We start from the raw sequence: 13480 nt of genomic DNA, 5'->3' as shown, positions 1-13480 counted from the left end.
TGATCCACAAATTCCTGCGTCGAGCTGGTCTTCAACGTGCGGGCCGGGCGAATTTACCCCCACGCCACTCGGTGTCCAAATCGGCGCCCAGTTGCCTGAACCGCTGCCGGGAATCACTCAGTGCCCGTTCCCAACTGCCGGATTCAACCACCAGCGGGCGAAGAAGAATGACCAATTCGCTTTTGCGGGCGATGCTCTGGGTCTGGCGGAAAAGGCTGCCGATTGCCGGCAGGCGGCCTAAAAGCGGTACGCCGGCGTCGCGCTTCTGCTGCTGGGATTTCATCAGTCCGCCGATGACCACCACCTGCCCGCTGGCAGCCGAAACGATGCTGTCCGATTCCCGCACCGTGCTGTAGGCCAGGGGCAGGCTCTGGGTCTGCCCGGCCACGGTGATATCCTTGGTCTGGTCGGTAACCTCACTGACCGTGGGATGGATGTGCAGCGTCACCTGGCCACGGGGGTTGATCTGGGGCGTCACATCCAGTGCGATTCCGGAGAAAAACGGTGTCAGGGTGATATCTGGAGAGGTGGTCGTGGTGGTACCGGTTACGGTGTCGCTGGAGACATCGGTGACGAAAAATTCGTCGGAACCGACCTTGATCACCGCTTTCTGGTTGTTCACCGTGGCAATGCGGGGACTGGACAACACCTGCACGTCGCCCTGGGTTTCGAGCAGTTCGATGAACCCCTGAAAGTCGGTAAAATCCATGGTGGCGCTGAAAACGCCGCCGAACGCTCCGGATGCAAGGTTCGAAAAGATGGCGTCTCCGTCGCTGCCGATAATATTGGCCATGCCGTTGTCGGCAAAGATGTCGCCCCGGGATTGGGCCACGGTAACGTCGTCGATCATGGCCGTCCAATTGATGCCGGCCTGGTAGCCATCCCCCAGCACCACCTCTAGAATTTTGGCTTCCAGGATCACCTGCCGCGTGAGGTTGCCCTGGATGGTGGCCAGGTAGCGTTCGACCTCCTGCAATTCGTCCGGTAAGGCGCGAATCACCACGACACCGGCCTGGGGTTGGACAACGATTCGGCGGCCTTCTTCCTGGCCGATCATGGTGCGCAGGGCAGCGTTCAATTCGGTCCAGAAATCGGCTTTGGACTCGGTGTCGATGCGGCTTCCCGAAACCATGGTATCGTAGGCTTGTCTGTTCCGATCCGACCGGGAACCATCGGAATCCTCACTGTTGCTGGTTTCGCTGACCTGTCCCGAGCTGACCCGGGTTTGAGACAATCCCTTGCGCACGAGGTTGAGATAATTGACGTAGAACACCCGGGTTTGCATGACGCCCGGCAAGACCTGGAATCCGGTGTGGGTGCAGCGGGAGTAAAAGCCATAAACATCCCGCATGATCTCCATGACTTCGGGAATGGTGACCGCCTTGAGATCGAGGGAAACGGTGCCGGTCACCGACGGATGAACCACCATGTTATACGGTGTGCCTTCCACCAGGCCCATGAAAAACTCCCGGGCGGGTACGTTCTCGACGGCAACGTCGAAACGGGGTTCCGCTGCCCCTTCAGCAATCCCTTCCACCCGGGGCTCTGCGGGCATAAGGGCCGCCGCCACTTCCTCCGGAAGCGGTTCGGCTGGCGGTCCCAGCGCATCCAGTTCCTTTTCGAAACTGGTCAGGGGGCCATCTCCTCGCGGTGTCGGTGCGCAACCGGCAGCCAGTATCATTGCGGCCAATCCGGCCAGCAACCAGAGAAACGGGTTTCCGGTCATTTGCTTTCGCGCGTTTTTTTGTTTCATGGTGTTTTTCTCACCGTTCGTTTAACCGCCATTTCATGCAGCCTCAATTGCATTTCCCTTCCCCCGTGAACCAAACGGGCGCTGCCGGCTTCCACCGCCACCAATACGGCACCGTCAATATTTTGGCCTATCTGCAAGGCCCGGTCGTTAATGACGGCTACCCGGCGTTCGGGACCGATGATGGTGGCGGTCAGTCTCCATTTCAACGGGTTTTGCCCGTCCTGAATGGTCTTTCCCGAACCCGTCGCGGGCGGCCGGGTCGGATCCCTCAACGGTTCCCCGCCAAAGACCGGGCTGCCGACAACCAGCAGCATCGCGCCGGCAACGATCCAACTTTGCAAGCGACTATGCACCGATCCACCCCTTTCTGAGGCTGAGGGTATGCACCGTAAGTGATATTTCGGCCCGGGGATGGTCATCCACGACGATTTCCAGATCATCCCAGAACAGTTTGCGCGGAAGCTTTTCCAGCGACCGCAAGTACTCCAGCACTTGCAGGTAGGTGCCGGAAAAGACGATGCGTACGGGATGGCGGTAGAGATGGGTACCTTTTGCGCCATCGACTTCATTCTTATCTTCAGCCGCGGGAAACAAATCTTCAGCCGGTAAATTCTCAAGATGCACCAGCTTCATCCCTTCCTGCCGGATCAGCAGGTCGCGCAGCACCTTTGCCATTTCCCGGGGGGATATCAGGTCGATGGTCAAGGCCTTCAGTCGGCGGTCGAGACGTTCCAACTCGTTTTGCAACCGCGCCTGACGGGCGCGTTGTTCCCGGTCGGGGTCTGTCTGCTTCTGGGCCTTGATGGCTTCGGCCTGGCCGTGCAGGGCGGCTACCGTGGCGTTCAATTCGGCGATTTGCGCCTCGATCCCCGCTCGATTGATCTTTTGGGGTGAGAAATAGAGGGTGTAGCAGCAAAATAGCCCGACGGCCAGGACCGCTGAGAAAAGCATGACCCTTTCACGCGGACTGCGCGCATCGAGCCAGTGGGCCAACAGTCGGAATTTTTCCGCAAGGGCCTTCATGACGCGTCCTCACGGGTGGTTTGCAATAGAAAATCGACGATTGTCCCGGCCTTTTCGTCCCGGTTCAGTTGCAGACGTTCGAACTCGCGACCGGCAAAAATTTCCTGTTCGGTCAACCGTTGCAGGTAAAGGGGAATATCCGCTGCGCGGGTGCTGCTGCCTTCGAGCAGCAACTGATCGCCGCCGGCACTGAGGTGGATTCGGCGCAGCCATACCGTGGAAAGATCCTGGCGGGCCAGACCGACAAGGTGTTCGGAAAGACCGATGCGGTTGCCCAACTGGCTTCCGGTCAACAACTGCAGAAGCATCAGCTTGGCCTGCCGCACGTTGGCCATCTCTTCCACCTTGTTCAGCAGGTCGGGATCGGGCGACCGAGGAGGATAGCGGTCTTTGTAATCGTCAATCTGCCGGATGGCGGCATCCTGGCGCTCCTGCAGACGGCCAAGATCGGAAGTGAGACCGGACAACCGCAAATGGCATACGACACCGGCAGCTGCAACCAGAAAGAGAACCGCCGCCAGGGCCCAAACCATTCGGGTCGCGGAAAAGGGGACGCGCTTTTCGAACAGTTCGGGCTGGTATAGATTGATTTGCTGCGTCATGTGCCGACCTCTTCAGTGCGCAAAGCGGCACCGATAGCCAGCAGACAGCGCCCGGCATGGGAAGGCAGCGAATCGGGGTATTCGACGATTTGCTGCAGATCGAGCATCGAGACATCGATGCCGAGGGATGTGTGCAAGCCGGTAAGAAGCGCATCCGTGTCGAATTCCTGGGGGGCAACGACGAGGGAACCCACGGGCATCTGTGCGAAAGTCCTTTCGTAAAAATCGAACGAGCGTTGGATCTCCAGAGCAATGGCATTGACGGTCGGCTCCAGGCGGCTGGCCTCGACCATCAGACTGCTGGTGCCAAAAGGCAGGTTGCGGGCCAGACACAGCTCCCGGCCGCTGGAAATAATGATCAGCCCGGAGTCGGCTTCAAAATAGAGAAACCCCACACTGCGCCCGGTATCGGGAATATGGTTGAGAAGATTGGACAGGACAAGTTCGGGAATGTCGATCGCCCGGATTTTCAAGCGAGCCTCCCGCATCCAGCCGACCCGCTCTTCTACCCGATCCCGATGGGCAGCCGCAACATAGGCGGTTCTGGCTCTTTGCCGCTGATTCCCGCGGGGGATGTGGAATAGATCGACAACCGCTTCTTCCGGGGGGTAATCGATCAGATCGCCAATTTGCCAGCGGATCGCTTCCCGCAATTCGTTGGCGGGCACATCGGGAGGCGCAACCTGAAGAAGTTGATAGCAATTTATCTCCATAACACAGACCGCCGGGCAGGATTCCAGTCCGCGTTTCCGGCAGCCATCACTCAGAAGAAGTCGGCCGTCGATGGATTCGCTGGTGAGAAAATCGCAAACCGTCAAACGCGGTTTCGATCCCGTTTGCGGAAGCACGTGGGCCAGAGCCAGGCCCCCCTCGGACCTGGAAAAGCCGACAAGACCACCGTTGCTTGAAATTTTTCCAAATAAGCGCTTAATCATCGGCAACTCCGGAACCCTTAACGAAAACTTTACGTACGGCAGTATCCGGGATTGGATCGACCAACACCACGCGCATACGAAATGCCGGTTCTATGGGTCGCACGCGGCCTGCATCGGTTTAAGGTCTGACAGCCAAAACCGTCGGTTTTATTCTCTACATCCTTTAGCGAGGGTTCTCAGCAAATTACATGCCGATAGGTCAAATAGTATTTTAACTCGTTGTTATTTTAAGATTATATTAATATGAAAAGGCGTGCGGAAGATTCATCCGTGTCATCATTTTGACGTTGGGGAAGGGTTGGTGCTGCATTGGGGATTGACGGTAGCTTTTGCTTATGGATGGAAGCGCCGGTCCGGGAGGAGGATGGGTGTGTTCACGGATACGATCGCTTTCAGGCGTTCGGCCTTCTCCACCCGTCATCGGTCTGGGCGTAGTACGCTTTCATCTTTTTTTCGATATCCAGACGCAGGGCTTCGAATGTCTCGGCATCCAGACGGCGGGGGACAAAAATGGGAGGGGCGAAACGGACAACAATTTTGGAAAACGGCTTGGGCACCATGAAACGATCCCAACTATTGAAGGTCCAGCGCCGTTCGGCAGAGGTGATGACCGGCACGATGGGCACCCCGGCGAACTGGGCGATGACGAGCAGGCCGGGCTTGACGACGCCGAAGGGACCTTGGGGCCCGTCGACGATATGGCCGATGCGAAATCCCTGGCGGGTCAGGGTGCGGATTTCTTTTAATGCCCGGGAACCGCCCCTGGAGGACGAACCGCGCACCGGCCGCCACCCCAGCATGTCCACCACCCGGGCGATCATCTCGCCGTCGCGGCTCTGGCTGATCATGATGGCAATCGGTTTACGGGTGGCAAAGAGGGTGATACCCGGGAAAAATCGCTGGTGCCAGGAGGCGTAGACCACGCTGCCGTAAGCATCCAGCGTTTGCTGCTCGTTTTGTTCATCCACCAGTTCGTACCGGTAGGTTCGGGAGAGCAGCCTGACCAGCAGCAACCCGGCCCGGGGAAACAGGTGTCGGTAGCAATAGTTGTTGGCGATGTTCTTGATTCTCATTGGCGGATGCGGTCCGGAAGATGATGAAACGCGTTATTTATACTGCATCTCACCGGCAGGGGTCAACTGCGGAGCTAAAAAGAGTGGGATGTCGCTTTCGGGTGCTTTTTTTGCAGGTGCGGCGTCCCGCCGCGATCATTCTCCTCTTATCGCTGCGGGACGCCGCTTTTATGCAATTATGTTTTTTTCCGGTCCATCATCGCTGGACGAGCGAGTCCAGCGATAACAGTCCGACCAGGCGATCCTCCGTTTTGTAGACTGCATCGAAACACCTGCCGGGAACCTTGCCGATATTGGCCGGCGGCGCTTCCGTGCCATCCGGTTCGATCTTGATCACATTGGCGATTTGATCGACCATCAGGCCAACGGACTCGTCGCCGTCATTTACGATGATGGTCCGCATTTTTTCACCGGCATCGATGGGGTTCAGCCCCAACCGTTTGCCGGTATCGATCACCGTGACAATTTTTCCCCGCAGGTTGACGATGCCCATCACATAGTCCGGCGCCTGGGGAACTATGGTCAGGTCGGAGGGCTTGTTGATTTCCTGGATGGCATCCAGTGCGATCCCGCACAGGGCATCCTTGAGGTAGAAAGTCGCGTATTCAGAAAACGCAGCGTGTTTTGCACTATTGGTCGGTTTCATCGGTTTACTCCTCGTGGAAAAATTCGGGTCTGGCGTTTTTGACAACCTGCTGGATATCGAGAATCAGGGTGGTCTGGTCCATCAGCACGGCCGATCCCATGACACCGGACTGCTTCAGGGTCCGTGTATCCAGTTCGACCGCCACATCGGCGGCATCGACCGGCGGTGCGGCCAACAGGCCCACTTCCCTGCCGTCGACGTTGAAACAGATGACCTGGTAATGGTCTTTTTCCGGCAGCGGGTCGATGCAGATGGCGTCTTCCAGGGCGATCAACGGCAGGCTGCCGCCCCGGTAGGTGAGCACCCGGCTGCCGCCGACGGTTTCGATGGCCTCGGCGTCGACTTTTTCAATGCGGGCCACCGTGTCCAGAGGAACGGCCAGCCGATCTTTTCGGGAGTTGGAGAAGAACAGGTAGGACTGGGAGCCGGCATTTTTCTCAAGATGAGTCGTCTTGTCCTCCACAACGGCTTCCGTTTTGTTGCAGGTGCGCAGGGCGGCCATTTCGCCGATGCTGGCCACATCCAGAATCAGGGCGACCTTGCCGTCGCCCATGATGGTGGCCCCGGCAAACCCGCGGCAGCCCTTGAGATGCTTGCCCAGAGACTTGACCACGATCTCTTCAGAGTCGTTCATGGCGTCGACAACCAGACCGTATTTGATTTTTCCGGTGGACACCACTGCAATATTCAATGCGCTGTCCGGGTGCCGGCGGCGGTCGGTCTCCTCGCGCCGCTCCATTCCTTCGTAGGTTGACTCGGGAATCGAATGATTTTTGGATCTTCGGTCGGCAATGGAAAGCCTGCGTTCGGGATACCTCTGGCCATCCGCCGGATGAACAAAGGACCGTTCGATTCCCAGAGCGCCGGCCAGATCGATGACCGGCAAAAGTTCCCCCCGCAGCCGGATGACTTCAGCTCCTCCGACCGTCTCGATCATGTGTTTGACCTGGTCGGCAGGAATTCGCAGCAGTTCATTCAGATTCACCTGGGGGACGGCAAAGCGTTCTTCCCCCAATCGGACAATCTGACTGGGGATGATGGAGAGTGTTAAGGGGAGCTTGATGCGTACCTGCGTGCCCCGGTCCGGATGGGTATTCACATCGACAACACCGCCCACCTTTTCCAAATCGGTCTTGACCGTGTCCAGGCCGGCGAACCGGCAGAACTCGCCGGTTTCTTCTCCTTCGTCGAAAAGACCCGGCAGAAAGAGAAGATGCGTCTTTTCCGCTTCGGCAGCGACTTCGAAGCCCTGTTGCTCGACAATCAACCCTTTGTCGACGGCCCGGCGAACCATGGCGTCCGGATCGATGCCGATTCCGTCATCGACGATATCGATGACGACATGGCCGGCTTCGTGCCGGGCCGAAATTTCCATGGCGGCTTGATTGGGCTTATTCCGATTTTTACGGATTTCGGGCGTCTCGATGCCATACTTTACCGTGTTTCGAATCAACTGCATCATGGACGCCTCCATGGCGTCCATGAGGATCTTGTCCATCTCGACTTTTTCCCCGGCGAAGGACAACCCGACCTGTTTGCCGGCCTCGCCGGCAAGTTCGCCGACCAGGAGAGAAAGCTTGTTAAAAAGGCAGCCCATAGGCTGCATGCGGGTTCGCATGATCTGCTCCTGGATTTCGGAGGTGACCAGGTCGATGTGCTGGCCGGTGGTTTCCAGAAGCCGCCTGTCGTCGCTGTTGATGGCCTGCAAAAGCTGGTTGCGGCATAGTACGAGTTCTCCTGCCAGGTTCATCAGTGAATTGAGCAGGCTTACATTGATGCTGACGGATGCCTCGGTCGGTTTGGATGCTGTTTCCATGTCAACGTCCTTACGTTGTTGGCCGGGCAGCGAGCGGTCGCAGACCATGCCCCGCTGCCCGAAATCCGGTTTATACTTTGAACTGATCCACCATCTGCTTGAGGCTTTCCGACAGGTTGGATAGTTCTTGAGCGCTGAGGTTGACCTGGCCGCTGCTGGTGGCCATCTCGTTCATGGAAACACTCACCCCGGCGATGTCACTGGAAATTTCCCCGGAGACCGTGCTGCTCTGGTTGACGTTTTCGTTGACCTCCTGAATGCCCTGGGAGGCCTGGGCCACGTTGGTGGCGATTTCCTTGGTGGCTGCCGACTGCTGTTCCACGGCCGTGGCGATGTTGGCCACCACGTCGTTGACGTCATTGATCACCTGGGTGATCTCGGCAATCTGGCCCACCGTGGTGGTGGTGGTCCCCTGAATGCCTTCGATCTTGTCCTTGATGTCCTGGGTGGCCTCGGCGGTCTGCTTGGCCAGTTCCTTGATCTCGTTGGCCACCACGGCAAAGCCCTTGCCGGCCTCGCCGGCCCGGGCCGCCTCGATGGTGGCGTTCAGGGCCAGCAGGTTGACCTGCTCGCTGATGTCGGTGATGGTCTCGATCACCTTACCGATGGAGTTGGCCGCGTTGCCCAACTGGTCCATGTTGGTCGATGCGGTGGAGGCCTTGTGGGCCGCTTCGTCGGAAATACTGCGCGCCTTTTCGGCGTTCTGGGCAATCTCGCCGATGGTGGAGGACATCTCTTCCGAGGCGGTGGCCACCATGTTGGTGTTGGTGGCGGACTGTTCCATGGCGGCGGCCACGTTGTTCATATTGGCGCTCATTTCCTCGGCAGCAGCGGAAACGGTGTTGGACTTGTCGGTGACATTTTGAATTCCCTGGGTCATCTGCTCGGAGATGGCCGACAGTTCGGTGGAAGAGGAGGAGAGGGTCTCGACCCCGCCGGCAATGTCCTTGATGATGCCCTGGAGTTTTTCGATGAAGGTGTTGAACCAGAGGGCCAGTTCGCCGACCTCATCCTTGGTGGTAGCCTCCAGGCGCATGGTCAGGTCACCCTCGCCCTGGGCGATATCCTTGAGACCGGCCACGGCGGCATTGATCGGTTTGACGATGGCCCGGGCGGAGAAAAAAACGAGCACGGCCACGATCAGGCCGGCCACGATCGCGATGACGATATTGGCATTGCGGATGGCGTTGGAGGCGGCCAGAAACTCCGCGGAGTCCTGGGTGGCGCCGATGGACCAGCCGTTGACGCCAACCGGAGCGAACCCGGCGATTTTCGGAGTACCTTTGAAGACGTATTCTTCCACACCGGTCTCACCGGCCAGCATGTGCTTGTTAATCGAGGCCATGTCTCCGATGCTGGTAACATCCAGCTTGAGGATATGCTCGGTCTTCGGGTGGGCCAGAATGATGCCCTTGTTGTCGATCATATACCCGTAGCCGGTTTCCCCGATTTTGCGTTTCGAGATGACGCTTGAGAAATATTCCGCCTTGATCACCAGGCCGAAGGTGCCCGTAAATTTTCCGTCCGTCTCTATGGGTGCACAGACAACAGCAATGGGTCTGCCCGTACTATTGGAAATAACGAGGTCGCTCAGAACGGGTCTGCCCGAATCCCTGGCGGCCATAAAATAGTCGCGGTTGCCGATATTGGAGCCCGTATACTCCTTGCCGCTTTCGAGCACGCCCGTGTAGAGTTCACCGCGGGTGTCGGTAAGGAAGATCCCCTGGTAGTGGCTCCCCATGTTACGGAACTGGCGACCCAGGTCGGCAAACATATCGCTGATCGGCTGTTTGTTTGCCTCGATGCCGAAATCGGCGACGGCACCGCTGAGTTGGATAATCCGTTTCTGGTTGGCCAGGGCGTTGGCTTTGTTGATTTCGGATTCGATGATATCATGTGTCATACGGGCCAGATCCGACGCAATTCCCGAGGCTTGATGTTTGGATAGACCCATAAGCGCGGTCCGCGCCTTGGCGAAGGAAAGATACCCTACGATAATCAGCGGAACCAGGACGGCCGCGAGACCGCCGAGAATCAGTTTGGAGGAAATAGAATGCAGATTGATTTTCATTTCAAACGCTCCTTGTTAATTAAGGTTGAGGATATTAAAAGGTTTTATGGCAATAGATATTCAAACTTCGCACGATCTGACTGGCTTCCTCTTCGGCCTGGTAAACCTTGACCAGATCCGTCATGACATAGTCCGGTAGATCCGATAGTAAAAGCATCTCAAGCCGGTTGTTGATCATGGCCAGATACCGGTTGATTCCCTGAAGCCCGTCCAGAATGGGTTTCACGGTTTCATCGGTAGCACTTTGTACCAACATGGTCGCTCCTTTCCTCTGCTCGTTGTCGCCGCATGACCGACCCTGTCTTCTGGTCTCGCCATCGCAGCCGGTATCGTGGCAAATTCAATTGGCCGTTCAATTGCTGATATCGCCGCATCGAGAAAAGACTTAACGATGGTTTAAATGGTGTAAAATGGGGGCAAAAAACACCCTGTATTGGAGGTGCCCTTATTCGGAGAGGGAGTTCAGGTAGGTTTGCAGATTTAGTTTTTTATTTGTTAATCCAAGTTTTTGGCGGATATTTTTCCGATGCCATTGAATGGAACTGGGGGACAGAGCCAGCATGTCGGCAATTTCTTTCGAGTTTTTGCCCTCACGGATAAAATCGGCGATGCGTACTTCCGTGGGAGTAAGGTCGATGTACTTGGAAAAAATGGTTTTGGAAAACTGGGAAACGATGTCGTTGAGATTGGTTTGGACGATGTTCAGGTAGGCCCGGGCCTCCGAACCGAGTTTGCAGGTTTCCAGTTCGCCCAGGTAAGGAAACACAAATCGTTTCAGGTTGACCAGCATGTTTTCTTCCACGGCCCGCTTTTCCACCTCGCGATGATCGAGCGAAGCTTTGAGCGCCTGGTTGACCTTCTCCAGGTAGGTTGATTTCTCATCTAAGGCAAACTGGCGCTCTTCGATGGTACGAATCATCTTTTTGCGCAGGGAGATATCACGGATGATGGATAGTCCGTAGAGAGAACCATTGATATTGAAACGGTTCAGGCTGACTTCGGCATCGAATCGGGACCCGTCTTTTCTGAGAAAACGCCATTCGAAAAATTGAGGTTTATTCTGCTGCAGCAGTTCAAGTGTTCGACTGATTTCGTCCTCGGACAATATCCCATCTGCCTGGTATTGCGGTGAAAGGTCTAAAGGCGAAAGACCTGTCATCACTTCCCGGGAACTGTTGAACAGAGCCAGTGCCTTCTGGTTGCAGTCGACGATGAAACCGTCTTTGAGAAGAAAGATGGCATCGTTGGCCGACTCAAAAAGCTGGCGGTATCGCGACTCGCTGGCGCGCAGTTCCTGTTCGGCCATTCGTTTGTCGGTGATGTCCTGAAATGTTTCGATGGCCCCCGAGATATTCCCGTCGGCATCGGTGAGCGGCGCGGCGGTGAAAAAGAGCCATTTTCCGTTTTCACCCAGCTTTGGGAAAAAATCCTCTCCCTCGTAGCCGTTCCAGGTATGGCGGCAGTCTTTGACTTTACCGCCGTAAGCCATGATAAGATCGTCGGAACAGGTTCGATTGACGATCAGATCAGCCATTAGTTCTCTTTTATGGGAGTAGAAAGCGTCGCGATGCCTGGTGGTCCCGAGTGTTTCGGATGCCGGGATGCCGGTCAGCAGTTCGCAGGCCCGATTCCAGTGGGTGATTCTGCATTGCGCATTGACCACAAAAGTGGGAATCGGGTTGCCTTCCAGGATCTGGGCCAAATTCAGGTGGGCCTCCCTGCAACTGGAAGCGTCCTTCTCGTTAGCTGTGGGGTTGGCTTTAAGGGTTTGCTTGTTTTCTACTCCCTTCAATCGAAACGACCCTTCTTTTCCCTAATAGTTTATATCTTGAAGCTGCCGACAATCGTGTTCAATTCGGTAGCCATCCGTTTAAGATCGTCGGCGCTGACCTTCACCTGGTCGCTGCTGCTTGCGATCTCGGCGGAACTTTGGTTGACCACGGCGATATCCTGGGTGATCTCTGCCGCCACCGTAGAACTCTGGTTGACGTTTTCGTTGACTTCCTGGATACCCTGAGTTGCCTGGGCGATGTTGTTGGCGATTTCCTGGGTGGCTGCGCTCTGCTCTTCCACGGCCGTGGCGATGGTGCCGACAATGTCGTTGACATTGGCGATCACTTCGGAGATCTCGTTGATGCCCTGCACCGTGCCGTCGGTACTGCCTTGGATGTTTTCGATCTTCTGCTTGATCTCCAGGGTGGCTTCGCTGGTCTGCTTGGCCAGTTCCTTGATCTCGTTGGCCACCACGGCAAAGCCCTTGCCGGCCTCGCCGGCCCGGGCCGCCTCGATGGTGGCGTTCAGGGCCAGCAGGTTGACCTGTTCGGAAATTTCGGTGATGGTTTCTACCACCTTGCCGATGTCCTGGGCTGCCTGTCCCAGTTCATCCATCTGGTTTGACGCCTCCCCGGCTTTCTGTACGGCCTGATCGGAGATGGACCGGGCCTTTTCGGCGTTCTGGGCAATTTCGTTGATGGTGGCGGTCATCTCCTCGGAGGCGGTAGCCACCATGGAAGTATTGGTGGAGGACTGCTCCATGGCCGCGGCTACATTGTTCAAATTAGAACTCATCTCTTCGGCGGCCACGGACACATTGTTTGCACGCGTCGAGGTCTCGGAAGCTCCGGAGGACATTACACTGGCGATATCTGACAACTCCGTGGACGACTGATCGACCTTCGTGGAGTTGTCGGCGATTTTTCTGATCATGGTCTGGAGCTTTTCCAAAAAGGTGTTGAACCAGCCGGCCAGTTCGGCGATTTCGTCCTTGGATTGGATAGCGATGCGCTTGGTCAGGTCCCCTTCACCCTCGGCGATATCCTGGAAACTTACGATCATTTCTTTCAATGCCCGTACGATGCCAAAGGCGATGAACAGGCACAGGGCGATGATGGCGGCGAAAATCACACCCGAAACGATCCCCATGGTCGTTGTTCGCTTGGACACCATGACGCCGATCTCTTCGGCCATCTGATTTTTGTAGGCCTCGATGTTGTCGATGTAGACACCGGTGCCGATCCACAAGTTGGTGCCAGGAATCATTTCCGCGTAGGAGAGTTTGGGCTGCTCACCGGCGCCCGGTTTGGGCCAGATGTACTGGACGAAACCGCCGCCGGCTTTGGCGGCGTCACGCAGTTCCTGGATCACCCTGACGCCGTTTTTATCCGCCAGGCCGCCCAGATCCTTGCCCACATTTTCCTTCTTAACCGGAAAGGCGACATTCACCGTCCCTTCGTAGACGAAAAAGTAACCGGATCGGTCCTTCTCATATATGATTTTATCAACCATGTTCCGAACGATTGTTTTGACGCTTTCCTCGTCCTGTACCCCCTTGACGGCAGCTTCGGCCATCAGGGCGGCGGAGTGGTTGGCGAGCTGAATGCGGGCTTTCTGGTCCTCCAGCATTACTTCGCCGATTTTTTTCAAACCGAGATCTTTGACTCCGTTGCTGTTGCGAACGGAAAATACCAACATGGTGACAAAAAGCACTAGGATGGCGATGTTGATAATATACATCCTGCCTTTGACGGTTAACCGGTTCAGCATGCCCGAACCTCCTCGTTT

At 56.4% G+C, this 13480-nt stretch carries 12 protein-coding genes; all 12 read right to left on the bottom strand.

Translation table 11 applies throughout. From position 1 onward, the window contains the following. Positions 1-31 precede the first annotated feature (31 nt). Positions 32-1753: a pilus (MSHA type) biogenesis protein MshL gene (gene mshL / locus GN111_RS10745; protein WP_197740523.1), complete on the bottom strand. Its 1722-nt coding sequence runs from the start codon at positions 1751-1753 to the stop codon at positions 32-34. Next, the gene (locus tag GN111_RS10740; protein WP_155303754.1) at positions 1750-2106 is read right to left on the bottom strand and encodes a hypothetical protein; all 357 of its coding nucleotides are present in this window, start codon (positions 2104-2106) and stop codon (positions 1750-1752) included. The genes mshL and GN111_RS10740 overlap by 4 nt, the downstream gene beginning before the upstream one ends. Continuing rightward, positions 2099-2776 carry a type II secretion system protein M gene (locus GN111_RS10735; RefSeq protein ID WP_155303753.1) on the bottom strand — a complete coding sequence of 226 codons (678 nt, stop codon included), beginning with the start codon at positions 2774-2776 and terminating at the stop codon, positions 2099-2101. Before GN111_RS10735 ends, GN111_RS10740 begins: the two co-directional genes overlap by 8 nt. After that, on the bottom strand, positions 2773-3378 hold the full coding sequence (locus GN111_RS10730; RefSeq protein WP_155303752.1) for a hypothetical protein: 606 nt from the start codon (positions 3376-3378) through the stop codon (positions 2773-2775). The genes GN111_RS10735 and GN111_RS10730 overlap by 4 nt, the downstream gene beginning before the upstream one ends. Next, positions 3375-4313: a type IV pilus biogenesis protein PilM gene (gene pilM, locus GN111_RS10725; RefSeq protein ID WP_155303751.1), complete on the bottom strand. Its 939-nt coding sequence runs from the start codon at positions 4311-4313 to the stop codon at positions 3375-3377. The genes GN111_RS10730 and pilM overlap by 4 nt, the downstream gene beginning before the upstream one ends. Before the next feature lie 392 nt (positions 4314-4705). Then, positions 4706-5386 (bottom strand): lysophospholipid acyltransferase family protein, encoded by a 681-nt coding sequence (locus GN111_RS10720; protein WP_155303750.1) that lies wholly within the window; start codon positions 5384-5386, stop codon positions 4706-4708. A 196-nt stretch (positions 5387-5582) separates the two neighbouring features. Next, entirely contained in the window at positions 5583-6032 is a 450-nt protein-coding gene (locus GN111_RS10715; RefSeq protein WP_155303749.1) for a chemotaxis protein CheW, read from the bottom strand. 4 nt (positions 6033-6036) lie between these two features. Continuing rightward, the gene (locus GN111_RS10710) at positions 6037-7848 is read right to left on the bottom strand and encodes a chemotaxis protein CheA (protein ID WP_170302221.1); all 1812 of its coding nucleotides are present in this window, start codon (positions 7846-7848) and stop codon (positions 6037-6039) included. A 70-nt stretch (positions 7849-7918) separates the two neighbouring features. Further along, a complete protein-coding gene (locus tag GN111_RS10705) occupies positions 7919-9919 on the bottom strand; it encodes a methyl-accepting chemotaxis protein (RefSeq protein WP_231715716.1) in 2001 nt (666 codons plus the stop codon). Between the two features lie 34 nt (positions 9920-9953). Beyond that, positions 9954-10175 (bottom strand): hypothetical protein, encoded by a 222-nt coding sequence (locus GN111_RS10700; RefSeq protein WP_155303747.1) that lies wholly within the window; start codon positions 10173-10175, stop codon positions 9954-9956. Positions 10176-10364: 189 nt separating this feature from the next. Further along, positions 10365-11711, bottom strand: coding sequence for a PAS domain S-box protein (locus GN111_RS10695; RefSeq protein WP_155303746.1), 1347 nt, complete (start codon positions 11709-11711; stop codon positions 10365-10367). 29 nt (positions 11712-11740) lie between these two features. Beyond that, the gene (locus GN111_RS10690) at positions 11741-13462 is read right to left on the bottom strand and encodes a methyl-accepting chemotaxis protein (RefSeq protein ID WP_155303745.1); all 1722 of its coding nucleotides are present in this window, start codon (positions 13460-13462) and stop codon (positions 11741-11743) included. Between the last annotated feature and the right edge of the window lie 18 nt (positions 13463-13480).

It is taken from the genome of Desulfosarcina widdelii (genome assembly GCF_009688965.1).
Classification (GTDB): Bacteria; Desulfobacterota; Desulfobacteria; order Desulfobacterales; family Desulfosarcinaceae; genus Desulfosarcina; species Desulfosarcina widdelii.
Note: the sequence above shows the minus strand (reverse complement) of the source record. Positions and strands in the feature narration are given on the sequence as shown.